The sequence below is a fragment of the Mucilaginibacter myungsuensis genome (assembly GCF_015222005.1).
Taxonomy (GTDB): Bacteria; Bacteroidota; Bacteroidia; order Sphingobacteriales; family Sphingobacteriaceae; genus Mucilaginibacter; species Mucilaginibacter myungsuensis.
Window position 1 is genome coordinate 42684 of sequence record NZ_JADFFL010000007.1, and the last position, 23272, is coordinate 65955.

The following is a 23272-nucleotide window of genomic DNA, read 5'->3' on the forward strand; positions in this document are numbered from 1 at the left end:
GATGCTATTAATGCAAGTGGCCGACACGGCAAGACAAGTTGCTGATTCTTTAACCAATGGAATTAACCCGCCGGTAGTGGCTCAGGAGGAACTACGTTTTGGTGACCTGCTAATCAAAGGTGGCTGGGTGATGATCCCGCTGGTGATCTTGCTGATATTGGCATTGGTCATATTTTTTGAACGTTATTTTACCATCCGCAAGGCTGCCAAAAACGAGTCGAACCTGATGAACCAGGTACGCTCGAGCGTAATGGCCGGCAAGCTGGATTCAGCTATAGCTATTTGCCGTAACAGCGATACCCCGCTGGGCCGTATGCTGCAAAAAGGGCTGTTGCGTATCGGTCGCCCTATTAAGGATATCGAGGGCGCTATCGAGAACATCGGTAAGCTGGAAGTATCTAAACTGGAAAAGAACATCCCTATTGTGGGTATCGTGGCCGGTATCGCGCCCATGTTCGGTTTCATTGGTACTATCGCGGGTGTGATCAAGATCTTTTATGATATCTCTAAAACAGATAACCTGGCCATGGGTACTATCTCTGCGGGTCTGTACCAAAAGATGATCACCTCGGCAACAGGTTTGATCGTGGGTATCATTGCTTACGTTTGCTACCAGATCCTGAATATCATGGTAGACAAGGTGATCCTGAAGCTGGAAACCGACGCTATTGAGTTTATTGACCTGTTAGAAGAACCAAGCAAATAATGAACTTAAAAAAGAGACATAAACGCGAAGCCGAGGTACATACCTCGGCCATGAACGACATCATGTTCTTTTTGATGCTGTTCTTCCTGATTGCGTCGACCGTGACCAATCCTAACGTGGTGAAATTGGTGTTACCGAAGTCGGCTAGCGGGCAGTCGATATCTAAAAAGACCGTACAAGTGTCTTTAAACAAAGATCTGCAATATACCGTAGACAGGAAACCTGTAGCCGTAGCAGATCTGGAAACCAATCTTTCCACCTATAAAAATTTGGCAAAAGATCTGACGATAGTTTTATCGGTGGATAAGACCGTTGACATACAAGAAGTGGTGAACGTGATGGATATCGCTCAAAAATTGAATATTAAAATGGTGCTGAAAACAGCCAAGAAATAAGTAGATAGTTAAAAGTTTTAAGTCGAAAGTTCTAAGTTATTCTAACTTAAGACTTCCGACTTAAGACTTCAGACTTAGAACTTCAGACTACAAAAAATGGACTATCAGAAAACAGAAAATAACTATCCAAAAGCATTCTTAGCTACCGGCCTGATCATGGCGGTGCTAATGGCGGCCTGTTATTTTATTGTTTTCCGCACGCCCCAGGAACATATTGACGGGATGGGCGGTATCTTAGTTAATTATGGTACTACGGAAGAAGGTTCGGGATCTGATTACACCAGCACCGAGGAACCTTCCGTAGCTGAGAATGCTAATAAACAACAACCGGATGAGGTAACGCCGGAACCACCTACGGAAAAGCCTACCGTAACTGACAATACCGAAGAAGACGTTGTTACTCAAAATACCGAGGATGCGCCTGAGGTTGCCGTAAAAAAGAATAACAAACCGGTAACTCCTGCTACCAATACAACAAAACCGGATAAAACTACCGCCAAACCCACCATTAATGCCAATGCGCTTTACAAAGGCCCTACCAACAATGGTACCGGCACAGGCGATGGTACAACCGGTAAGCCCGGCAATCAGGGGGATCCTGAAGGTTCAACACTGGCCAACAATTACGGACAAGGTGGATCGGGCAATGGCCTAAGCCTGTCTAACTGGAAGTTTGTACAACAACCCGACGTGAAGAACGTGAACCGCGTTCCGGGTACAGTAGTTATAGATTTTGAGATAGACGAGAATGGCAATGTACTTTACGCCCGCGCCAATAAATCCATGACTAAAGCCGGTTTGGATCTGGTGCAGGCTTGCGAAGCTGCTATCAAAAACTCCCGCTTTAGTTCATCAGCCAAGGTCAACGGTAACTCTAAAGGGCGTATGTCGTTTGTGTTCAAGGTGGATTGATCTGCATCTGGTCGCCACATCTTCAGCGTTAATTTTCCACATCTGGGTTGCTAAGTTGAAAGTTTGTAGTTAAAAGATCTTTAACTATTTATCAATTTCCTTTTAACTTTGCGTGCATATTAACCTAAACCCACAACTACCTTAAACACCCGATGGATTACAAAGAAACCCTCGACTACTTATATAGCCAGCTACCTATGTTCTCGCGAACAGGGGCGGCAGCCATGACCAAAGACTTGAGCAACACCATCGCCCTGTGCGATCTTTTGGGTCAGCCACAGCAAAAATTCAGGTCGGTGCACGTTGGGGGCACCAATGGGAAAGGGTCCACGTCGCATATGCTGGCGGCCATTTTGCAAACCGCGGGGTATAAAACAGGCCTGTACACCTCACCTCACCTGCGCGATTTTCGCGAACGTATCCGCATCAATGGCGAAATGATCAGCGAAGGAACGGTGGTAGATTTCGTGGCAAAATACAAAGCTGATCTGGACCGCATCCAAACATCTTTTTTTGAGATGACGGTAGGGCTTGCTTTTGAGGTATTCGCTCAAGAGCAGGTAGATATCGCTATTATAGAGGTAGGTCTGGGCGGACGTCTGGATAGTACCAATGTGATCAGCCCATTACTGTCGGTGATCACCAACATTGGTTGGGATCATATGAATTTATTGGGCGATACCTTGCCGTTGATAGCAGCCGAAAAAGCCGGCATCATCAAAAAAGACACCCCGGTAGTGATCGGCGAGTATCAGCGCGAAGTGGCTGATGTATTCATCAATAAAGCGCATCAAGAACAGGCTAAGCAAACCTTCGCATCAGAGACCTGGCATGCGGAGCGGAATGGCAGAACAGATCAGGGCTTGCTGAAGATCAACGTATCGCATATCGATCAGCGCGTACCACGCAATTTGGATCTGCAATTGGATCTGACCGGCACTTATCAAATAAAGAACGTAAAAACAGTACTGTCGGCGGTAGAAGAATTGCGACTGCAAGGCTTCAATATCAGCGACGACCATATCCGCGCGGCGCTTAAACAAGTAAGCAAACTTACCGGACTGAACGGCCGCTGGCAGATATTAGGGCAAGACCCGCTCATCATTTGCGATACGGGCCACAACCCCAACGGTATTGCCGAGGTATTGAAAAACATCGCATCTACCCCGCATAAAAACCTGCACTTTGTGTTAGGCATGGTGAACGATAAGGACATCAGCAAAGTGCTGGGCATGCTCACGCAGGATGCCACCTATTACTTTTGTCGCCCGAACATCCCCCGCGGATTATCGGAGGATGAATTGCGGGAACAAGCCAACGGTATGGGTTTGCAAGGTAAAGCTTACCCCTCGGTAAAGTCGGCCATGATAGCGGCGCGCTACACGGCCAATAAAGATGATCTGGTTTTTATAGGCGGTAGTACTTTTGTAGTGGCCGAGATCGTTTAATAGCCAAACCTGCCCGCCATGTTCAAAAAATATATCATCGTTATTTTACTCGCCTCGCTATGCTCACCCCTATTGGCGCAGCAGAACAAGTCGGCTTTTGAGCGATATGGTGAGTTTAATTTGGCCCGATTATCGGGCGAGACCAATGCAGCTTTGGATATGGGTTTAAGGTTAATGGATAGTCTTAGCGATCTGCCCGCCAAGTCGCGTATCATTTACTTTAACAGCATGGGCCGCTTGTACGAGGATATCGAAAAGCCTCAAAAAGCTATCCCGTTTTACGAGAAAGTGGCCGAAGCCGAGCCTAATTATTACGTGGTGCACCGTGCCCTTGGGTTCATCTATATCACTCCCGCTAACGAATTGTATTCGCAGCTATTAGCTACAAAACCGGCCGATACCGCTTACGTTCGATTAAAAACCGATTACCGCGCAGCAGCGTTAAAAGCAGTAAAACATCTGGAAGTTGCCCAGGCTTGCGACCCGGATGACGATACGCTAATTATCATTAAAACCCTTTATAAAAATATTGGCGACGATGCTGCCTTAGCCGGATTGGATGAGCGGTTGAAGAAATTGAAGAAGAACTGTGTAGATCTGTTGACGGAGTAGGCCCCCCAGCCCCCTAAAGGGGGAGCAGAAGTTTTTACTAAATAATGGTACTCCCCTTCAGGGGGGCGGGGGGCTAAAGCTCTATCTTCCTCCCCTGCACCGGAAATATCAAATTAACTCCCAACTTATTCCCCGCCTTCAACTCACTTATTATTTGAGCTATCTTTTTGGCAGGCGGCTTTAAATGCGTTACAATCACATTAAGGCCTTTTAACGAACCCGCTTCTCCCAACAACACATTCAGTTCCTGCATCAGCAAACGTGGGGTGAGATGCCCAAAAAGGCTTTTATCGGGCTGATCATTGGGGAATGACACTTCTATCATGATCCCTTTTAATTGACGGGCTTTCACAAGCGGAGCGATGACTTGCCATAATTTTTTCAGGTTCTCGCTTTTCTCTAACTCGTCGCAGCCGGTATCGCCTAAATAAAGCAGATAGGCATCGTTATGCTTCAATAAAAAAGCAGTGCTGGTCAAGTTAGAGTGACTGAGCGGGAACGCGGTTACCTGCATTTCGGTATCGTCCACATTGATCTGTTGGTTTGGGGTAAGCAACTTGTAATGATACTTCTTCAGGGCCGGGGCTTCGCCTTCATCGGCAAAATTGGCCCAGCTTTTCCAGGTGAAGTAATTATTTTTGAAGGTATTGATGCAATCCTGAAAGGCGTAGATGTTCTTGGCAGTATCCTCGGGCGAGTTGATGATCAATCCGCCCAGGTGATCCAAGTGCGAGTGAGAGATAAAGTAACCTTTGATATAACGCTTAAGCACATCGTCGGCAGAGGTCTTAAAAACACTGTTATTGATAGCCTTATTGATACCTGCATGAAGCGTACCTGCATCCAGACAGACGTACTTGTTGCTGCCCACAGGCGCTGCCATGTAGGCCGATAGGTTGCTCTCATCTATACCGCCCAGCACACCTAACGGTACGATCTGGAAAGATGGTTTCGATTTAACTTGCGATACTGATAATAGCGGCGCCAAAGCCAACAGTGATAACAGATATATTCTCAACTTCATTATTGCAAAATTATCGAACGCTATTTACATCGCACCGATCTTTGTCTATATTTATTATAACAAACATCTCCCTAATTATGCGCGACTTTACCAGCATTAGCCCATCGGCTAAAAGCCTGTTGTTAATGAAAGGCTTGACCGACATCCCCTTTATGGCCGATGCCGTTAAATTGATATGGGGCAAAGGGACGCTTGAGGCCTTGGACCGTAACGCCATGAATGCCGGTTTTTTAAAGCGATTGTTCCATTTCGAGATCCGGTATAAAAGTATCGATATCCTGCTGGATAAGATCAAACCGAAAAACATCATCGAGCTGTCGTCGGGCTACTCTTTCAGGGGATTGAATAAGGTGATGAACAACCCGAAGATCACTTATATCGATACCGATCTACCCGAAGTTATCGAGACAAAAAGCAGTCTGACCAAAAGCTTTATCGAACAAAAACAACTTGACCTTAAAGGCCATTTGCATACGCTACCGCTGAACGTGTTAGATAAGCAAGCTTTTCTTGATACGGTATCCAAATTCCCTAAAGGACCGGTAACCATTGTGAACGAGGGCTTGCTGGTTTACCTGAACACTGAAGAGAAGCAACAACTTTGCCGCAACATCCATCAAATACTAAGCGAACGTGGAGGCTACTGGATCACCGGAGATATTTACATCAAAAAGAATTTCCCTATCGACACCGCCGACGACGGTTTCAGCGATTTCCTGAAAGCGCATAACGTGGAAGATAACAAATTTGAAAGCTTTGAACAGGCAGAGCAATTTTTTAAAGAACAAGGCTTTATCATCCACAAAAAGGCGCAACGCGGATTGGGTCAGCTATCTACTATCCGTTATGCGGGTGTGGCACGTTTTACGGGCATTATCGCCCAAGCGGCACGTATTGGTAAAATACGCGATACCTGGGCATTGGTGCCTGCCAAATAAAAGCTTATTCGGTCTTCATTGCTTTTTCAGCAGCAGGTTTGTACTCGTACTCGCCGCCTAACAAAAAGCCCCATGGTTTCATCACCTCTATCCTATCGAAAATGATCTTTAAGATAGCGATGGCCGGGATAGACAGGAACATGCCCGACAATCCCCACAGCATCTCGCCTATGATAACCCCTAAAAAGGTGATCAGGGCGTTCAGTTTTACTTTAGAGCCTACAACCAGCGGCAATAGCACGTTAGAATCCAGCGCATGAATGATGACCACCGATACTGCAACTACCAGCGCCATAGACACTGCACCTGTAGCGAACGTGATCAGCGAGCTTAAACACAAGGCAGTGAATATGCCGATATATGGAATGATGTTGAATAACCCCGTAAGGATGCCCAGCAACATGGCGTATTTAATGCCCAACAACCCAAAAACCAGGCAGGAGGCAGCAGACACGATCACCATTTGGATGAGTAAGCCAATAATGTATTTACGGATGATGGTTTGTACATTGGTCACTACATCGAACACGATCTCCTCGCCGTGGCCTTCAAAAACCCATAATAAGAACTTTAATAATAGCTTGCGATAAAGTAAAATGAAGAAAGTGAAGATAATAATGAATACGTAAAATAGCAATAAAGATGACAGTGCCCCGAGCGTAGACCCCAAGATAACCCCGCCCTGTGCCATTACCTTTTGCGTAGTGTGGTCGATATATTCGGTCTGCGCAGCAATATCGTAATGAAAACTTTTATGTATCTCATCCTGCAGGTCGGCTACCGACTTGCTTACCTGGTTCTGCAGCAAAGGCCAGTCGCGGCTTAAGCCTGTTAGCTGGGTACTTACCAAATAAACGATGCCGCCAATGAAGGCAACCATTAATAAGATCGAAACAAACGCGGCTAAGCTGCGCGGGAACTTTAAACGGCGCTCAAAGAAATCGCTTATAGGTAATAATAGTATGGCAAAAAGAAACCCGAAGAGCATCGGGTCCAATATCTCCTTACCGGCTACCACAAGCCAGCCTAAGGCGATCATGCCGACCAGAATAAAGGTTAATCTTTCGTAGAACGGAGCGAGTAGTTTTTTTGCCATTGTTTGCGTTTGATCAATATCGAATAGCAAACGCTAAGATAACCGTTTGGTTTGATGTAGAAATGTTTAAATTCCTTTTGCAATGCGTGCCAGGATATCAGCGATATACTGCTCCATGATCCCGGCCGGTCGCTCACTGAACACGTTGGTAACGCGATTAGCTAAGATCACATTGAAGGAGATAGCTTTATGCCCTAAAGCTTTGGACAGACCGTAGATGCCGGCGGTTTCCATCTCCAGATTGGTGATATTGCCCTCATAATAAAAGTCTGACAAATTTTTCAAAAAATCTCCCATAAGCGCCTTTGCTCGCACCTGTCGCCCTTGTGGCGCATAAAAGCCGGGGGCAGTAACAGTGAACCCTTTGGGCAGATCATCTGCAAGCTTAACCAGCAGACCTTTATCTCCGTATGTAAAATATACCTTAAGCGGAAAGTGATAATAAGGATCATCTTCACTGTGATTTCCGTAACGATTACTAAAGTGGTGTTCGAGGGCGGTCTTATAAACCTCCTCTTGATCAGATAATTCTACTTGATAATAAGTCATCAAAGCATCCAAGCCCCAAGCACCTTCAGATACCAACAAAGTATCCACCTCAATATTCGCCTGCACAGCTCCCGATGTGCCTATGCGGATGATATTCAAACTACGCAGTTGCTCGTTAACGGTCCGGTTGGCGAAATTAATGTTGACCAGCGCATCCAACTCATTCAGCACAATGTCGATATTATCCGTACCGATACCTGTAGACAATACGGTGATGCGCTTACCGCCCATCGTTCCTGTGTGCGTAATGAACTCGCGTTTACCTTTTTTCAGTTCGATGGTATCAAAGTGCTTGCTCACCTCGCCTACCCTATCCGGGTCACCAACGGTGATCACGGTATCGGCTATATCTTCGGGGAGCAGGTTGAGGTGGTAGATGCTGCCGTCGGTATTTAAGATCAGGTCGGTATCGGATATCTGCTGCATGTTGATGTAAATTTGGTCGGGAGTTCAAATATAAAAATGCTACGCTTAAAAGACGTGGATAAGGCATCCTGTTTTTAGATCGGCAACTATTTTGATTGGTGAATGCTATAAACATCTACCATTATGGCAAAGTATTCAGAGAAAGCAAGTGAGAAGGTCGGCGAGACCTTGCACGAAATGAAAGAAGGAAGACTGAAAAGCGGCAGCGGCAAAAAGGTCACCTCCAAAAAACAAGCGATAGCGATAGGCCTGTCCGAAGCGCGAAAGGAAGGCGCGAAAGTGCCGAAGAAAAAAGACTAAAAGAGCATAAAAAAACACGAAAAAAGCAGCAAAAACGCTGCTTTTTTCGTGTTTTTTTATGCAAATATTGCGTTTTATTTTACAACAAAACCAGCTTTTACGTTACCCCAAACAAAGGCTACTTTACCTTTTTTGTCTACCTCAAATTTCATCACCTCGGCAAAGGTTTTGGCTTTTTCGGTTTTGGTAGTTACTTGGAAAACGTCGGCGGTCTTATCGTGCTCGGTTCCCCAGTTGGTGGTATTTTTATTGAAGATGAAGATCCACTGTTTCTCGCCCGGGATGCTCCAGATACTGTATTTACCGGCAGGCAATTTATTACCGCCAATGGTTACGTCCTTGCTTACGGTGATGGCGGTCTGCTCATTAGCGCCTGTGCGCCACTCTTCGCCGTAACGGGCAATATCAGTACCAATGGTACGGCCTTTGATGCTTGGCTGGCTGTATGCAATAGCGATATCTACCCCTTTTGAAGTTGTTGCTTTTACGGTATCAGGAGGGCTGGGGCGCGGCCTTCTGTTCTGTGCTGAAACATTGGTCACGGCAAACAGCATCACCGCGATCAGTGTCATTAATAGAGATCTTTTCATTTGGTTTGATTTTTTGCGCTAATGTATTAAGATCTTTCCAAAGTCCCGCATAAAGCATCCATCATTTGCATTACAATAATGGCATCATCAATGCTGCAGGGATTGGCCCGGGCGCCATTCAGGTAAGCTACTACCCGTTCTATCATCGGTTGCTCTATGTGCGTAGGGTTGTCAAAGGTTAACATTTTTTTGTCGGTGTCGTTATGCCATTCGACGGTCTTTCCGAAGAAAGGGAAGCTGATCTTACCCCTGCTGCCCACTATCTCGCAAAGGTCTGTAACCTCATCTTCAGATACATTAAAACACCATGAACCATTGACTATCAATTTTTTATCAAATAACATCTGCCCACTCACGTAGTCATCAGCGGCACTTGTACCAGATTGGTTGAGGGCGGATCCGTGGCTATTTACCGGCTTTCCAAAATAATACAACATCAGGTCCAGCTGATGCGGGGCCAGATCGTGAAAGTAGCCACCGCCGGATAATGCCGGGTCCACTCGCCAGTTGTCGGCCACGTTGGCTACCAGTTTGGGTTTGATGCTTTGCCACATCCGTATCTGCACCGTGCGGATATCGCCGATCACCTTGTTGTCCAACAATTCTTTCACATACAAAAACATGGGCACAGCACGGCGATAATGGGCTACTACCAACTTGCCGGTGCTTCGTTCTAAAGCATCCGCCATCTGCTGGGCCTCAGCTGCATTCAAGGCGACCGGCTTCTCAACATAAACGTGCAGACCACGCTTAAGCGCAGCTAACGTGTATGGCAAATGAAATGCCGGTGGTGTGGCTATGTACACTGCATTGACCTCGGGATCGTTCAACAGGTCATCGGCATTGCTGTACCATTTTGGTACATTGTGCCGGCGGGCATAGTCGGCGGCCTTTTCGGCATCACGGCGCATCACGGCAAAAAGCTTGCTTCCGGCTACCTTATTGAAAGCCGGGCCGCTTTTCACCTCGGTCACGTCGCCGCAACCAATGATCCCCCAATTGATTTGATCAGGCATCGTTTACGTTAAGATATCTTCTATCTGTGCCAACTCCTCGGCCGAAAAATCAAGGTTTTCCAGGCATTTCAGCGAGTCCGACAACTGAGCAGGCTTACTTGCACCGATCAGCACGGATGTAATACGTTCGTCCCTTAAAACCCATGATAATGCCATTTGCGCTAAGGATTGGCCACGTTCATGTGCTATCGCATTCAGTTTTTGTATCTGCTCTAAGCGTTCAGGCGTTATTTGCGACGTTTGCAAAAAGCCGGTCGGTTTTGCCGCGCGCGAATCTTCGGGGATGCCGTGCAGGTATTTGTTGGTCAGCAAGCCCTGCGCCAAAGGCGAGAATGGGATACAACCTACACCTTCATCGCCCAAAACATCCAGCAAGCCGCCCTCTACCCAACGCTCGAACATGGAGTACTTAGGTTGATGGATCAAACAAGGGGTGCCTAATTGCTTTAAAATAGCGATAGCCTCGGCCGCTTTATCTGCAGGATAATTTGAGATACCAGCATATAAAGCCTTGCCTTGCCGAACGATAAGATCCAGCGCCTGCATAGTTTCCTCCAGCGGGGTCTCCGGATCCGGACGGTGGTGGTAGAAGATATCTACATAATCCAACCGCATGCGTTTAAGGCTTTGATCCAGGCTCGACACTAAATATTTCTTCGAACCCCAGTCGCCGTAAGGGCCATCCCACATGGTGTAGCCGGCCTTGCTACTAATGATCAGTTCGTCGCGATAATGTTGAAAGTCCTCGTGCAGGATCTTGCCAAAATTGATCTCGGCAGATCCGGGCGGCGGGCCGTAATTATTAGCTAAGTCGAAATGGGTAATGCCGTTATCAAAGGCCAGGTGCAAGATCTTACGGAAATTATGCTCCACATCTACCCCGCCGAAGTTGTGCCAAAGGCCTAACGAAACTGCCGGTAACTTAATGCCGCTTTTGCCGCACCGGCGGTATTGCATGTGTTTATAACGCTGTGGAGATGGTAGGTAAGTCATGTATAAATGGTGTGTTTTACAGGCGCTAAAATTAGTTTTTTAATTTACTCGCCCCTACATTAAGCCTAAATATTTTACGTTGATACATTTAAAGACTAAATTAGCCTACCCAATTGTGAACTGAAATGAGGCCGTTGATGATGATGTTGTCCGTTTGCCTGTCTTTTGGCGAACTCTTCGGCCAAAGCTTTTATGTTACAGACAGAAACAGAAAAATACATACGGTAACCATTGTTAACGGACAAATAACGCAAGACCTGCCAGTCACCAGTTGTTCCGGATCGCCGGAATCTATCGCTTTCTCTAAAAACACGATATATTATCTTGAAGAACGTAACCTTTACCGGGCCGATTTGGTGGATGGGGCATTTGTGAACTGTTCTTTACTGGAAGGCTTGCAGATCTTTAACTCTATGACGATAGGTAAGAACGGGCTTCTTTATCTGTTATCGAATAATCAAACGTTATATACTTACGACCCCAAAACGCCGCGTTCGCTAAAACAGGTCGGCACGTCGCGGGTGCCGACGCAACCTTCCGGAGACCTTGTATTTTATAAAGATGAGCTTTATTACGCGTCGCTTGCCGGCATTTACAAAGTGAATTTACAGGATCCGGCGCAAAGTGTAAACGTGATACCCTACAATAACCGTTACATTTTGGGATTAATATCAATATCGGTGAACAGCACCACCAATAAAATTTATGGTTTTGAGGCTGACAATAATTTCGTCACTACCACCGTGATCGAACTTGATCTGGACAACTACCAGATCGGCAATATAGCCGGCGTATTGCAATACTATGTTTACGATGCTGCCAGTAACGTAGAGGACGGATCTTACCTCACCCTCAACATCGATGACATCAAGACCACGCCCGATTGCCCGTACACCGGCCGGGGGACGGTGCAGGTGATAAGTAATAACGCTACATTAAATTATCAATTCACTTTAGGGACTGAGACTAACAACACCGGCATCTTTAGGAATGTGGCACCCGGCCCTTACACAGTTACGGTAAGGAACGGGTCTGAAAGTAAACAAACCCCAATGACCGTCCCGCCCTTTGTGTTCGCTAAACCTACATTAACCCTTAACAAGACCGAACCTAAGTGCCTCACTAAAGGCAGTATATCCTTTGCTACTACGGCTAATGCCGATGCAATGCGTTACAGCATCCTGTACAATAACCAAAGCTACCCGCTCGCCCATACCTTTACTGATCTGGCGGCCGGACCACATCGGTTCGAGATAAAAAACCAAGGCGGCTGTACGGTGGATACCTATAACGAAACACTGGTACAACAAACCTGCGAAATAATACTGGATAGCGCCATAGTAAAACAGGATTGTAGCGACCCTAAAAAGGGATCAGCAAGGGCCTATACATCGCCCGGGAATGATCGCTATCATTATTCGTTAAATGGCGGACCGCCTAACACGACCGGCATATTCGAGAATATTGCTGTAGGCAACCATAACATCAGGATCACATCAGATGGCGGCGGATCACGGAACGTGCCTATCTCCATTCAGGATCTGAGCGCTAACGACCCAACGGTGACCGTGCAGAAACAAGACGCAACATGCAGGGTAACCGCATCTGTAAAGTTTGATATTTCGGCGAGTGACAAAACCGGATACACGGTGGTGTATAAATCTCTAAGTTACCCGTTAACACATAGCTTTAATATTATAGATACCGGTTCGCATACCTTTAGCATCCTGAAGCCAGGGGGCTGCCTGTTAAAGACAGAAATAGTGAACATTATCAAAAGCGAATGCCAGACCGTATTTTTCCCCAACACCTTTACACCCAACAATGATGGTGTTAACGACGTGTTCAGGCCAAACGAAGGTACTGTTGTTGCCAATTTACAGCTGAATATCTATAATCGACTTGGGGCGATGATATATACATCAAACAAAGCTGCTAACGGTTGGGATGGTCAATACCAAGGTAAAGCTGCGCCGGCCGGGGTCTACTACTGGATAGCAACTTATATTAACGATGATGGCTTGAACACCACCCAAAATGGATCCATCACACTGATCAGATGACCCCGACTACACAGGCTTGATCAACCGTGCGGCGAACATGGTATCGGCTTTATGCTCATAACCTTTTATCACGCCTTGGTGCTCAACTTCTAAACCCAATTGCTCGCTTAACATTTTCACTACGTCTTCATTTTCAGCCTTGAAGGCCGAACATGTAATGTAAATTAACGGCTTACCCGGCTTTAGGTATTTGACCACGTTACGGACGATATCGCTTTGCAGGCGATTAAAAAATTCGATCTTACCTTTACTGAACTGCGCGATCATCTCAGGTGTCCTCCCCCATGTTCCGGAGCCGCTGCAAGGCGCATCGAGAATGATCCCGTCGAACGCGTAGTTAGCCAATTCGGGGTCGATATTGGCTGTAAGGTCCAGTTGTTTCTTTTGATATTTAGTAAGGCCCGAGCGTTGGAAACGTTCGTCGAGGTTATTCAGTATCGATTCGCGGATGTCCGAAACTACCAGTTTCAAGTTCGGCTCCTGCTCATGTAACAACAACGATTTACCGCCTGACGCCGCACAGGCATCCCACCAGGCGTCCCATTTATTAGGCTTAAACAACTGAGCGGTCTGTTGCGACGATGCATCCTGCACTTCGTACCAGTTCTGGGTGGACGGGAAGATATTTTCTAAACGCGTTCCATTAGGCATCGAAAGGCAGTTATTCCCTTCATCTTTGAAAGTAATACCTGCGTTAGTCAACTCGGCCTTTACGTGTGTCTCAAAACCTTTACGGATACGGATAAACAGATCGGGCTGGGTAAAGAACGAAGCAAGGAACGCGTCCTTATCAATAGATGGCGACACCTGGCCTATCCAGGGAAAAACATCTGTCAGCTTAAATTCGGGGTAGGCATGTTGCACCATCTCTATCTTTTTGGTGATAGGCAAGTCGGCGCAGCCAGCCCATTCGGGCTTAAAGTGCTGTAAAAAAGAATTGGTCTGTGTATTGCAAAGGAATTCGGCAACGATCAGGCGTTGCTCATCCACCAGCTCCCGAAGGGCATTGCCTAAGCGGAAATAGTTATAGATCAATCTACCTGCAACGCGGCGATCGGTTGATCCCATTTGCTTATTTTGACGATAAAAGCCCGGCAGGAATTTGCCAAGCGGCGTATCGCCGGGATACTCCTGCAATATGCGCTGAAAAGTTTTAAGCTGGTTCAGTGCTTTCATTCTACCGCTTTCAGTTCAAAATTGGTGTACTTGTACAATTTAACGCGGGTATTGATGTAACCCATACCTGCAACGTTCACAAAGTGGAAGGTATTGTGCAGCGCGGTATGGTCGGGCAAGTTTATCTCACCCACGCCGGTGGGGTTGCGGCTGGCAATATCGCCAAAGTACATACCCTCATCAAAACCTTTGATCGCGAACTCGCCCGGTTCGGCTTGATAATGCTTACGATATTCCTTAATAAATTTGGATACAAACGAGCTTTTGTAGTTCACGCGATCACTCGATGTAATAAATACGTTCAGCCGTTGCAACAGATCAAGCTTAAGGAAACTGGCATCTTCCCAACTTGGGTGACCAAACACCGTTATCGGATAACCTTGCTTCTGTAATTTACCCAAAGCGGCAAGCGTGACATCTAAAAAAGCTCTGTCTGTAGACGGGATAACAAATACATTCTGCTCTGTTTTAGAAAATTGAAGTAGCAACGATGTTAAATTACCACGCACAACGGTCAACTCGGTCGCTTTTATCTTTTTCTTGCTCAGGCTATCTATCGCCTTTTTAAAAGGGATGGAATATTTGTTATCGTCGCTATAACCCGACTTTAAAACAAAGACCTGCTTAGGTTTAAGTTTAGCGTTGATATGTTCCGCCGCTTTCCACGTATGGTATTCCAAAGGCGGCATCACGGTGATCAAATGCGGGTTCTTGTAGTTAAGAACCGAGGCCGGCGATAATGGGGATACCACCATTTTATTCAAATTAGGTGATGCCAGGCTGAAACTCTTGATCTGATCGGGATAGACCGGGCCAATGATCAGTGAACTGGTGCGTATCTTGGTCTCTAAAGCCAAATTATGCGCCCTGGCGATAGCATCCTGCGTGTCATAAACCTGAAGTTTGAAATTACGGCCATCAGCAGAGAGCGAATCTAAAGCCAGTTTAAAGCCTTGATAATACTCCATAGCCAAATTGGCTTTAGCCAGGGTTGCTTTGGGTGCACCTTTGGTTAAGTCGATCTTGTTTAGCTCGAAAGGTAATAAAAGCGATATGACCGTAGCTTGCGGTGGTGTAGGCTTTGCAGGAGGTTGTACGGGATCCTTTTTAACCGCGGACGGATCAACAGGTTTTGGGTACGTGACCACCGGCCGCAATTTGGGCGAACAAGCCGCCAAAAACCCGGCGATGGTCACGAATATTAACCACTTATTCCCACTCGATGGTGGCAGGTGGTTTCGAACTAATGTCATATACTACCCTGTTGATGCCTTTTACGTTGTTGATGATATCGTTACTGATCTTGGCCAGCAGATCGTACGGCAGGTGGCACCAATCGGCGGTCATACCGTCCAATGATTCTACTGCGCGAAGGCAAACTACGTTCTCGTAAGTACGCTCATCGCCCATTACACCAACGCTTTGTACCGGTAAATAAATGGTACCTGCTTGCCAAACCTTATCATAAACACCGGCAGCACGCAAATTGTTGATGAAGATCGCATCAGCTTGTTGCAAGATGTCTACCTTTTCAGGCGTGATCTCGCCCAGGATACGGATAGCCAGACCCGGACCAGGGAACGGGTGACGGCCTAAAATATTAGGATCGATGCCTAAGGTTTTACCTACGCGGCGAACTTCGTCTTTAAATAAAGTATTCAGTGGCTCCACAACTTTAAGTTTCATAAAGTCGGGCAAGCCGCCTACGTTGTGGTGGGATTTGATGGTAGCCGATGGGCCTTTTACCGAAACAGACTCGATAACGTCGGGGTAGATGGTACCCTGACCTAACCATTTAACGTCCTCTACCAGGTGGGCCTCATCATCAAATACCTCAATGAATACGCGGCCAATGGCTTTACGTTTTTTCTCGGGATCGCTTAGACCGGCTAAAGCATCGTAAAAGCGTTGTTTTGCATCAACACCTTTTACGTTAAGGCCCATGTGTTTGTACGATTCAAGTACAGACTCGAACTCGTCTTTACGTAACAGGCCGTTATCTACAAATATGCAGTATAGATTTTTGCCGATAGCCTGGTGCAATAACACCGCCGCTACTGACGAATCCACACCACCTGAAAGGCCTAAAACAACCTTATCGTCGCCTAATTTTTCTTTTAACTCGGCAACAGTGGTCTCCACAAATGAGTCAGGGGTCCAGTCCTGTTGGCAACCGCAAATATCAACTAAGAAATTCTGTAGTAATTGTTTACCATCGATGCTGTGCGTAACCTCGGGGTGAAATTGGATACCGTAAGTTTGCGTGCCTTTGATCTGGTAGGCTGCCACCTTAACGCTATCGGTACTTGCAATGATCTCGTACTCATCGGCTATGCGGGCAATGGTATCGCCGTGCGACATCCAAACTTGTGAGTTCGATGGTACATCTTTAAACAGCGGGTTGCCATCCTGAATGAAATGCAGGTTAGCGCGACCATATTCGCGGGTACTTGAAGGCAGAACCTCGCCGCCGCCAAAATGGGCCATATATTGCGCACCGTAACAAACGCCCAATAGAGGTAGTTTACCATGCACGGTCTTAAAATCGTAATGCAACGCGTCTTCCTGACGTACAGAATACGGACTACCTGAAAGGATAACGCCTTTTACGCTTTCGTCAAGAGCCGGAAAATTGTTGAATGGATGGATCTCGCAGTAAATGTTGAGTTCCCTGACACGGCGTGCGATCAGTTGAGTGAACTGTGAGCCGAAATCAAGAATAAGGATCTTTTCTTGCATGGGCGAAGATAGGGATCTTTTGGGAATTTCGGAATTCGGATGTTCAATTTGAGATCTATGGAACGACCGATCTATTTGAAAGGTCTAAAACTTCTCCTCTATCCCCAATCCGAACAAGGCAAAATCATATTTAACGGGATCCAGCGGATCAAATTCCTTTAATCGCATGGTTAGTTCTACGGCGGTTTGCCAATCGGTCTGTTTACGGGTGATGAGGTTGAGCTTGCGAGCTACCCTATCCACATGCAGATCGCAGGGCATGATCAGGTCGACAGGTTTTATCTTGTTCCAAATGCCAAAATCGACGCCGTGATCATCTTTACGCACCATCCAGCGGAGGAACATATTCAGACGTTTGCAGGTCGACTTTTGAGATGGTGATGATACGTGCTTTCTTGTGCGATGTGGGAAATCGGGCAGGGAGAAAAAGTATTTTCTGAAGTTGTTAAGATAGTCCTCTACCCCATTACCGCCGTCTTTGGTGAAGGCATCTTCCAGACTATCAAAGCTCTCATAGTGATATCTGAAGAAAGCTATAAAGTACAGTGTATCGATATCGTTAAAAGTGCGGTGCTTGAACGACAATAGCTTCTTTAGATCAGGCTCTTCATGATTTGTGATGAAATCATATGGAGCGCCATCCATCAGACCAATCAGTTCTTTACATTTATTAATGATGGTCACCCGTTGACCCCAAGCCAATGTTGCAGCCCAAAAGCCCATGATCTCGATATCCTGCTTCTGACTAAACATATGCGGGATGACGATAGGATCATTTGCAATAAAACCCGGTTGGTTGTATTGCGCAACCTTGGCATCGAGGAAGGCTTTGAGATTTTCTATCATCGATAATCAGAACAATAACTCGGATTCAGAATTAAATAAATCTATAAACTCTCGGAACGAATCGGTAAGGTATTCACCTCCCTGCTGGAAGTGAGTATAGGCTTTAAATATACGACCGGTCTTCTTTTCAAAACCGTATTGACAAACTGAAAGTGAAAAATCAGCGAACATAATACAGTCCATTGAAATATCATTTTCCTCAATGATCCTTCCTGTTGACCATAAAGAAAGCATAAAGCCCCTGGAATCAAAATCTTCAAAACCATTGACATGTGCATATAATATTTTGAAGTCATCCGGAAATTTAAACCCGTTTCTTCTTTCGACACCTTCAAGCTCTTTTAACGAACTCCCAGCATTGAGTTTAACACCATCTGCTTTCCAAAGCTCAATAGCCTCCGTCACCCATTTTTCCATTCCTGATTCTTGACTCTATACTCTTGACTCTATCCCAAAGCCTGCTTCAAGTCCTCTAATAGATCTTCTACATCCTCTACCCCAACACTCAGGCGCAAGAGATTATCCACCACGCCAACTTTCTCGCGCACCTCTTTAGGGATCGAGCCGTGCGTCATGCTTACCGGGTGGTTCATTAAGGATTCTACACCACCTAACGACTCAGCCAGCGTAAATACCTTAAATGAACCTGCAATGCGGAAGGTCTCAGCCAGATGAGCATCTTTTAGGGTGATGGATATCATGCCGCCAAAATCACGCATTTGCTTTTTAGCGACTTCGTGATTAGGGTGATCTTCAAAACCCGGCCAATAAATCTTATCTACCTTGGGGTGCGTTTTCAGGTACTCGGCAATGACGCGGCCATTCTCACAATGAGCTTTCATACGCAGGTGCAGGGTTTTGATACCGCGCAATACCAAGAAGCTGTCCATTGGGCCGGGAGTAGCACCACAAGCGTTGTAGATGAACCAAAGGCGTTTGTACAGGTTCTCGTCGTTCAGCATCAGGGCACCCATTACTACGTCGCTGTGGCCGCCGATGTATTTAGTCACCGAGTGCATTACGATGGTAGCGCCCAGATCCATTGGGTTTTGCAGGTATGGCGAGGCAAAGGTATTGTCCACCACCAGCATCAGATCTTTCTCTTTGGATATCTTGCCGATAGCTTCGATATCAACGATCTGCATGGTTGGGTTGGTTGGCGTTTCTATCCAAACCATTTTGGTATGCTCGTTAGTATACTCGCGAATGATCTCGGGATCGGACAGATCCAGGAAATGGAACTTGATACCGTAGTTAGCAAATATCTTAGTAAAAATGCGGTAAGAACCTCCGTAAAGGTCGTTCCCGGTGATCACCTCATCGCCCGGTGCAAGGAGTTTCATCACCGCATCGGTAGCGCCCATGCCGCTGCTGAAAGCTAAGCCGTATTTAGCGTTCTCTAAAGCCGCTAAGCAATCCTCTAAAGCCTTACGGGTAGGGTTAGTACCACGCGAGTATTCAAAACCTTTGTTATCCCCCGGCTCGCGCTGCCAGTAGGTTGATGTTTGGTATATCGGCGTCATTACCGCGCCGGTGCTTGGATCAGGTTCTTGGCCCGCGTGTATAGCTTTGGTCGCAAATTTCATTTCGGTAGATCATTAATGTCAATGTAGACGCGACAAATGTACCGAACTTTATGTTTTGATAAACGACTTAATTACCAAAATGACGGTTTGATCAGCGTCCCCCTAATGGTGCAATCACCGCAAGCTATAGGCGCTGCGGAATTGTACCCCATTGGTACCGCCGGAGGGTTTGGACCGCCAAACAGCGTGTGATAATCTAAAGGAGTATATTCATATCGGGTACTACAAGAATTCTCATTATAAGGACTATTTATCTGGTAGGATTGCCGGTAAGATCCGGGTAATGCGGCAGCTTCTATAAATATCCTTTTTTGCGCCAATGTACCGGCTGTAATAAAACCTATTACCGGTTCTTTAACATCATCCACTTTGTGAATATTCCCCGAACGACGAGCTTGGCATTGGATCGAACACGGTACCAAGTTTCTCAGTGGCGGCTTTCAATTGCTCATAGTACTCGTAAGCATCTATAGTTAACGGATACTGCTTCACCAATATACTATATCGTTGGGTCAATTTCTCGGATGAGGCGTCAATGAACAAAAGCAATTTATTATCAACCACATCATTAGTGAGCGCGAGTGTCGATGCCAAATGTATATCAGGCGATACATTATTACCCCAACAATGATTCACGTAAAATGTACGCGGCAATACGGTAACCCCATCATAATAATATTCGCTTCGTAAAAACGTGTTAAACTCCCAGGTTTCGTAATATTCCCACCTATAATAATGGGTAGCATTGGTGAGATCATGAGTACTGATATTCAGATAGACACCATTAGCCTGTATTCTAGTACCGACGCTATCTATTGGCGGCGAAACTTTGGCTTGCACAAGATCCGATAGGTAAGCGGCCCCGCTTTTGGTCACAATACGCAGCCGGTACCTGTCGGCGGCGCTAAGGTTATAAGACTGTGCTGCATAAACACCATTACCTTTTGCCGGTAAAGCAAAAGTCACACCTTTATCATTCTCTATAGTAACCGTGGCATCCAACTCCGGCGCGGTAGTGCCTTTATTTTGAATGTCTACTGTCCTGCTCAGTTTAACTTTCGTGGAATCGGTCAAGTTTATAAAACCTTCGACCACGAGTATTTGCTTTACGGACGTTGACACATCCGGCATCCAAGGCTTTCTGCAAGATAACGAAAAGATAAAAAAAGCAAGTGCGCAGCCAAAACTAAAAAAGATCTTCATCGATAAGGTTTCGTCATTTTTAACGATACCGTAAAGATAAAGATCTTGTTCAGATTTTTACAAGCGTTAATTAATATGCCCTGGCGAACAACACCCTTTGTGTAGACGGTTTACCTGTACGGATACAAACGCCTTCTTCCTGCTTATTATCCAACGGGATACAACGGATGGTAGCCTTAGTTTCGTCTTTGATCAGTTGCTCGGTCTCCGGTGTGCCGTCCCAATGCGCTGACAGGAAACCCGGTTTTTCATCCAGCAAACGTTTAAACTCGTCGTAGGTATCAACCTCGGTGGTGTTAGCAGCGCGGAAGTCGAATGCTTTTTGGTAGATGTTCTGTTGTATCTCTTCCAATTTTGCTTCGATCAGATCGGCAAGGCCTTCCTGGTTTACGGTCTCTTTGGTTTTGGTATCGCGACGGGCCAATTCTACCGTGCCATTAGTCATATCACGGCTGCCGATGGCAACACGCAATGGAACACCTTTCAACTCATACTCGGCAAATTTCGCTCCCGGGCGATGGGTGTCGCGGTTATCAAATTTAATAGATATGCCTTTAGCCTTCAACTCTTTGGTCAAACCTTTAACATACTCGGTGATGTTATCCAACTCCTCCTGATGTTTGTAGATCGGTACTACAACTACCTGGATAGGTGCCAATTTTGGAGGTAATACCAAACCGGCATCATCAGAGTGAGCCATGATCAGCGCGCCGATCAAACGGGTAGATACACCCCATGACGTTGCCCAAACAAAGTCCTGAACGTTCACTTTATTGGTAAACTTCACATCGAACGCTTTAGCAAAATTTTGACCTAAAAAGTGCGACGTACCAGCTTGTAAAGCTTTACCGTCCTGCATCAAGGCTTCGATGCAATAGGTCTCTAAAGCGCCTGCAAAACGTTCGTTAGCTGATTTTTTACCACGCACTACCGGTACGCCCATCCAGTTCTCGGCAAAATCGGCATACACGTTCAGCATTTGCTCGGTTTCGGCGATAGCTTCTTCCGGCGTTGCGTGCGCGGTGTGGCCTTCTTGCCATAAAAACTCGGTAGTACGTAAGAACATACGGGTACGCATTTCCCAGCGCACCACGTTAGCCCATTGATTAACCAGGATAGGCAGATCACGATAAGATTGGATCCAGCCTCGGTAAGTATTCCAAATGATGGTCTCGGACGTTGGCCGAACGATCAGTTCTTCTTCCAGTTTAGCATCTTCGTCTACAACGATGTTGCCGTTACCGTCGTTCTTTAGACGATAGTGGGTAACTACAGCGCATTCTTTGGCAAAACCATCAACGTGGCTGGCCTCCTTGCTAAAAAAAGACTTGGGTATAAACAGCGGGAAATAAGCGTTAACGTGGCCGGTCTCTTTAAACATGCCGTCTAAAACAGATTGCATTTTCTCCCAGATAGAGTAGCCGTAGGGCTTAATTACCATACAACCTTTTACCGGTGCATATTCGGCCAGATCGGCCTTTATCACCAGCTCGTTATACCATGCAGAGTAGTCTTCTTCTTTACTTACGATACCTTTGCTCATTTCAGCGCTTTATTATTAATTTTATTTTGCAATAATGTTAAACCATTGCACGTTTGGTTGGTCTTACTAAGGTAACCTGACACACAATGTTACCTCCCAATTAATTTTTACCTTTGCGTTACCGTGCAACGCGGTCAAATTTATTAAATTTAAAGTTTAATTGGCTTTTTAGATCTAAAATACAACACACATACATGAAACGGAACATAATATTAGGGATGGTGCTGATGGGTGCGTTGGCATTAAGTTCCTGCTCGACAACACAAATGGCGACCAACAAGGTAGCTAAGGACGACGACGTTTATTACTCTGAGGCCAAAGCCGGTGCCGCTCCTGTTTACGTATCTGCCCCGCAGCAACCGCAACAGGACAGGTATAATAACTATAACGACGATGACTACTATTACTACGATAGTTATGCATCGCGCATAAATCGTTTCGGTTACTATTCCCCTTTTGGCTACTACAATGACCTTTACGCAGGTTACAGTCCTTTCTACGGCAGCAACTGGCGCTTTGGCGTGGGTGTAGGCCTTGGTTGGGGTAACGCATGGGGTTGGGGTTACAACAACCCATTCTCTTACGGGTATTACGATCCTTTCCTTTATGGCAGCTTCGGTTATAGCCCATGGGGCTTTAATAACTTTGGCTGGGGCGGTGGCTATGGATACGGTTGGGGCGGTGGTTATGGCTGGGGCGGCGGCTACCCGATCTACGGTGGTGGCGGTTTAGCATCAGGCACAGCAAGACCATATCGCGGATCAGGCGCACCGGGTAATCCAATGGTGAACCGTTCGTCTAATAACGTAGGTTACAATGGTAACTATCCAATGAATAACGCTTACCCGGGCAGACCGCAAGTGGCAGGATCTACCGCAGGCAGCCGCCAGGCAGTTAACAGCTATGGCAATCAACAAGGTAACAATACTAATGCCCGGCCTACCAGAACTGATGCTCCGCGTCAGGTTTATACACCACAGGTACAATCATCCCCTCCACCAAGCAGCAGTGGCGGAGGCGGCGGCGGTCGTTCATCATCAGGTGGTGGTGGCGGAGGCGGCGGTGGCGCACGCCCGGTGAGGCCATAAGTTATCTACTAAAAACAACAAGA

General features: G+C 46.3%; 23 protein-coding genes. 9 read left to right on the forward strand and 14 right to left on the reverse strand.

Annotated features, from left to right (window positions below; genetic code table 11):
- The first annotated feature begins 1 nt into the window (after window position 1).
- The 5 genes from IRJ16_RS17000 (at window position 2) to IRJ16_RS17020 (ending at window position 4073) form a co-directional block, all read left to right on the forward strand.
- On the forward strand, window positions 2-706 hold the full coding sequence (locus IRJ16_RS17000) for a MotA/TolQ/ExbB proton channel family protein (RefSeq protein WP_194113017.1): 705 nt from the start codon (window positions 2-4) through the stop codon (window positions 704-706).
- A complete protein-coding gene (locus IRJ16_RS17005; RefSeq protein WP_194112829.1) occupies window positions 706-1101 on the forward strand; it encodes an ExbD/TolR family protein in 396 nt (131 codons plus the stop codon). Before IRJ16_RS17000 ends, IRJ16_RS17005 begins: the two co-directional genes overlap by 1 nt.
- 96 nt (window positions 1102-1197) lie before the next feature.
- Window positions 1198-2013: an energy transducer TonB gene (locus IRJ16_RS17010; RefSeq protein ID WP_194112830.1), complete on the forward strand. Its 816-nt coding sequence runs from the start codon at window positions 1198-1200 to the stop codon at window positions 2011-2013.
- Between the two features lie 152 nt (window positions 2014-2165).
- Window positions 2166-3461 carry a bifunctional folylpolyglutamate synthase/dihydrofolate synthase gene (locus IRJ16_RS17015; RefSeq protein WP_194112831.1) on the forward strand — a complete coding sequence of 432 codons (1296 nt, stop codon included), beginning with the start codon at window positions 2166-2168 and terminating at the stop codon, window positions 3459-3461.
- Between the two features lie 18 nt (window positions 3462-3479).
- Window positions 3480-4073 carry a tetratricopeptide repeat protein gene (locus IRJ16_RS17020; RefSeq protein WP_194112832.1) on the forward strand — a complete coding sequence of 198 codons (594 nt, stop codon included), beginning with the start codon at window positions 3480-3482 and terminating at the stop codon, window positions 4071-4073.
- Window positions 4074-4146: 73 nt separating this feature from the next.
- On the opposite strand, the gene IRJ16_RS17025 is transcribed toward IRJ16_RS17020, so the two are convergent.
- Complete coding sequence (locus IRJ16_RS17025) at window positions 4147-5097, reverse strand: MBL fold metallo-hydrolase (RefSeq protein WP_194112833.1); 951 nt, start codon at window positions 5095-5097, stop codon at window positions 4147-4149.
- 77 nt (window positions 5098-5174) lie between these two features.
- Here IRJ16_RS17025 and IRJ16_RS17030 point away from each other — a divergent pair, with 77 nt between their 5' ends.
- A complete protein-coding gene (locus tag IRJ16_RS17030) occupies window positions 5175-6035 on the forward strand; it encodes a class I SAM-dependent methyltransferase (protein WP_194112834.1) in 861 nt (286 codons plus the stop codon).
- A gap of 4 nt (window positions 6036-6039) precedes the next feature.
- Here IRJ16_RS17030 and IRJ16_RS17035 read toward each other — a convergent pair whose 3' ends face one another.
- Window positions 6040-7131, reverse strand: a complete 1092-nt coding sequence (locus tag IRJ16_RS17035) for an AI-2E family transporter (RefSeq protein ID WP_194112835.1) — start codon at window positions 7129-7131, stop codon at window positions 6040-6042.
- Window positions 7132-7197: 66 nt separating this feature from the next.
- Window positions 7198-8106, reverse strand: coding sequence for a nucleoside phosphorylase (locus IRJ16_RS17040; RefSeq protein ID WP_194112836.1), 909 nt, complete (start codon window positions 8104-8106; stop codon window positions 7198-7200).
- 123 nt (window positions 8107-8229) lie between these two features.
- Here IRJ16_RS17040 and IRJ16_RS17045 point away from each other — a divergent pair, with 123 nt between their 5' ends.
- A complete protein-coding gene (locus tag IRJ16_RS17045; RefSeq protein WP_194112837.1) occupies window positions 8230-8406 on the forward strand; it encodes a DUF6496 domain-containing protein in 177 nt (58 codons plus the stop codon).
- Window positions 8407-8480: 74 nt separating this feature from the next.
- On the opposite strand, the gene IRJ16_RS17050 is transcribed toward IRJ16_RS17045, so the two are convergent.
- From IRJ16_RS17050 to mgrA, 3 genes are read right to left on the reverse strand one after another with little or no spacing between them, the layout of a single operon-like run.
- Window positions 8481-8996, reverse strand: a complete 516-nt coding sequence (locus IRJ16_RS17050) for a DUF2911 domain-containing protein (protein ID WP_194112838.1) — start codon at window positions 8994-8996, stop codon at window positions 8481-8483.
- Between the two features lie 26 nt (window positions 8997-9022).
- Window positions 9023-10012: a Gfo/Idh/MocA family protein gene (locus IRJ16_RS17055; protein WP_194112839.1), complete on the reverse strand. Its 990-nt coding sequence runs from the start codon at window positions 10010-10012 to the stop codon at window positions 9023-9025.
- Window positions 10013-10015: 3 nt separating this feature from the next.
- Window positions 10016-11005 (reverse strand): L-glyceraldehyde 3-phosphate reductase, encoded by a 990-nt coding sequence (gene mgrA, locus IRJ16_RS17060; RefSeq protein ID WP_194112840.1) that lies wholly within the window; start codon window positions 11003-11005, stop codon window positions 10016-10018.
- 137 nt (window positions 11006-11142) lie between these two features.
- Between mgrA and IRJ16_RS17065 the strand changes: the two genes are divergently transcribed.
- Window positions 11143-13068 carry a gliding motility-associated C-terminal domain-containing protein gene (locus IRJ16_RS17065; protein WP_194112841.1) on the forward strand — a complete coding sequence of 642 codons (1926 nt, stop codon included), beginning with the start codon at window positions 11143-11145 and terminating at the stop codon, window positions 13066-13068.
- Between the two features lie 6 nt (window positions 13069-13074).
- On the opposite strand, the gene IRJ16_RS17070 is transcribed toward IRJ16_RS17065, so the two are convergent.
- The 8 genes from IRJ16_RS17070 to proS form a co-directional block, all read right to left on the reverse strand.
- On the reverse strand, window positions 13075-14244 hold the full coding sequence (locus IRJ16_RS17070) for an RsmB/NOP family class I SAM-dependent RNA methyltransferase (RefSeq protein ID WP_194112842.1): 1170 nt from the start codon (window positions 14242-14244) through the stop codon (window positions 13075-13077).
- Entirely contained in the window at window positions 14241-15497 is a 1257-nt protein-coding gene (locus tag IRJ16_RS17075) for an ABC transporter substrate-binding protein (RefSeq protein WP_194112843.1), read from the reverse strand. Before IRJ16_RS17075 ends, IRJ16_RS17070 begins: the two co-directional genes overlap by 4 nt.
- Window positions 15454-16983: a glutamine-hydrolyzing GMP synthase gene (guaA, locus tag IRJ16_RS17080; RefSeq protein WP_194112844.1), complete on the reverse strand. Its 1530-nt coding sequence runs from the start codon at window positions 16981-16983 to the stop codon at window positions 15454-15456. The genes IRJ16_RS17075 and guaA overlap by 44 nt, the downstream gene beginning before the upstream one ends.
- An 84-nt stretch (window positions 16984-17067) precedes the next feature.
- Window positions 17068-17829 carry a TIGR02757 family protein gene (locus IRJ16_RS17085; RefSeq protein ID WP_194112845.1) on the reverse strand — a complete coding sequence of 254 codons (762 nt, stop codon included), beginning with the start codon at window positions 17827-17829 and terminating at the stop codon, window positions 17068-17070.
- Between the two features lie 6 nt (window positions 17830-17835).
- Complete coding sequence (locus tag IRJ16_RS17090) at window positions 17836-18246, reverse strand: SMI1/KNR4 family protein (protein WP_194112846.1); 411 nt, start codon at window positions 18244-18246, stop codon at window positions 17836-17838.
- A 29-nt stretch (window positions 18247-18275) separates the two neighbouring features.
- Window positions 18276-19415, reverse strand: a complete 1140-nt coding sequence (locus IRJ16_RS17095; protein ID WP_194112847.1) for a cystathionine gamma-synthase — start codon at window positions 19413-19415, stop codon at window positions 18276-18278.
- 360 nt (window positions 19416-19775) lie between these two features.
- Window positions 19776-20618: a DUF4249 domain-containing protein gene (locus IRJ16_RS17100; RefSeq protein WP_194112848.1), complete on the reverse strand. Its 843-nt coding sequence runs from the start codon at window positions 20616-20618 to the stop codon at window positions 19776-19778.
- A gap of 70 nt (window positions 20619-20688) precedes the next feature.
- A complete protein-coding gene (gene proS, locus IRJ16_RS17105) occupies window positions 20689-22161 on the reverse strand; it encodes a proline--tRNA ligase (RefSeq protein ID WP_194112849.1) in 1473 nt (490 codons plus the stop codon).
- Between the two features lie 194 nt (window positions 22162-22355).
- Here proS and IRJ16_RS17110 point away from each other — a divergent pair, with 194 nt between their 5' ends.
- On the forward strand, window positions 22356-23249 hold the full coding sequence (locus tag IRJ16_RS17110) for a hypothetical protein (protein ID WP_194112850.1): 894 nt from the start codon (window positions 22356-22358) through the stop codon (window positions 23247-23249).
- Window positions 23250-23272: the final 23 nt, after the last annotated feature.

What these genes read in the sequence shown, in the direction of transcription:
- IRJ16_RS17000 (WP_194113017.1), top strand. Translation starts at nt 2, where the DNA reads ATGCTATTAATGCAAGTGGCCGACACGGCAAGACAAGTTGCTGATTCT.
- IRJ16_RS17005 (WP_194112829.1), top strand. Translation starts at nt 706, where the DNA reads ATGAACTTAAAAAAGAGACATAAACGCGAAGCCGAGGTACATACCTCG.
- IRJ16_RS17010 (WP_194112830.1), top strand. Translation starts at nt 1,198, where the DNA reads ATGGACTATCAGAAAACAGAAAATAACTATCCAAAAGCATTCTTAGCT.
- IRJ16_RS17015 (WP_194112831.1), top strand. Translation starts at nt 2,166, where the DNA reads ATGGATTACAAAGAAACCCTCGACTACTTATATAGCCAGCTACCTATG.
- IRJ16_RS17020 (WP_194112832.1), top strand. Translation starts at nt 3,480, where the DNA reads ATGTTCAAAAAATATATCATCGTTATTTTACTCGCCTCGCTATGCTCA.
- IRJ16_RS17025 (WP_194112833.1), bottom strand. Translation starts at nt 5,097, where the DNA reads ATGAAGTTGAGAATATATCTGTTATCACTGTTGGCTTTGGCGCCGCTA.
- IRJ16_RS17030 (WP_194112834.1), top strand. Translation starts at nt 5,175, where the DNA reads ATGCGCGACTTTACCAGCATTAGCCCATCGGCTAAAAGCCTGTTGTTA.
- IRJ16_RS17035 (WP_194112835.1), bottom strand. Translation starts at nt 7,131, where the DNA reads ATGGCAAAAAAACTACTCGCTCCGTTCTACGAAAGATTAACCTTTATT.
- IRJ16_RS17040 (WP_194112836.1), bottom strand. Translation starts at nt 8,106, where the DNA reads ATGCAGCAGATATCCGATACCGACCTGATCTTAAATACCGACGGCAGC.
- IRJ16_RS17045 (WP_194112837.1), top strand. Translation starts at nt 8,230, where the DNA reads ATGGCAAAGTATTCAGAGAAAGCAAGTGAGAAGGTCGGCGAGACCTTG.
- IRJ16_RS17050 (WP_194112838.1), bottom strand. Translation starts at nt 8,996, where the DNA reads ATGAAAAGATCTCTATTAATGACACTGATCGCGGTGATGCTGTTTGCC.
- IRJ16_RS17055 (WP_194112839.1), bottom strand. Translation starts at nt 10,012, where the DNA reads ATGCCTGATCAAATCAATTGGGGGATCATTGGTTGCGGCGACGTGACC.
- mgrA (WP_194112840.1), bottom strand. Translation starts at nt 11,005, where the DNA reads ATGACTTACCTACCATCTCCACAGCGTTATAAACACATGCAATACCGC.
- IRJ16_RS17065 (WP_194112841.1), top strand. Translation starts at nt 11,143, where the DNA reads ATGATGATGTTGTCCGTTTGCCTGTCTTTTGGCGAACTCTTCGGCCAA.
- IRJ16_RS17070 (WP_194112842.1), bottom strand. Translation starts at nt 14,244, where the DNA reads ATGAAAGCACTGAACCAGCTTAAAACTTTTCAGCGCATATTGCAGGAG.
- IRJ16_RS17075 (WP_194112843.1), bottom strand. Translation starts at nt 15,497, where the DNA reads ATGACATTAGTTCGAAACCACCTGCCACCATCGAGTGGGAATAAGTGG.
- guaA (WP_194112844.1), bottom strand. Translation starts at nt 16,983, where the DNA reads ATGCAAGAAAAGATCCTTATTCTTGATTTCGGCTCACAGTTCACTCAA.
- IRJ16_RS17085 (WP_194112845.1), bottom strand. Translation starts at nt 17,829, where the DNA reads ATGATAGAAAATCTCAAAGCCTTCCTCGATGCCAAGGTTGCGCAATAC.
- IRJ16_RS17090 (WP_194112846.1), bottom strand. Translation starts at nt 18,246, where the DNA reads ATGGAAAAATGGGTGACGGAGGCTATTGAGCTTTGGAAAGCAGATGGT.
- IRJ16_RS17095 (WP_194112847.1), bottom strand. Translation starts at nt 19,415, where the DNA reads ATGAAATTTGCGACCAAAGCTATACACGCGGGCCAAGAACCTGATCCA.
- IRJ16_RS17100 (WP_194112848.1), bottom strand. Translation starts at nt 20,618, where the DNA reads ATGAAGATCTTTTTTAGTTTTGGCTGCGCACTTGCTTTTTTTATCTTT.
- proS (WP_194112849.1), bottom strand. Translation starts at nt 22,161, where the DNA reads ATGAGCAAAGGTATCGTAAGTAAAGAAGAAGACTACTCTGCATGGTAT.
- IRJ16_RS17110 (WP_194112850.1), top strand. Translation starts at nt 22,356, where the DNA reads ATGAAACGGAACATAATATTAGGGATGGTGCTGATGGGTGCGTTGGCA.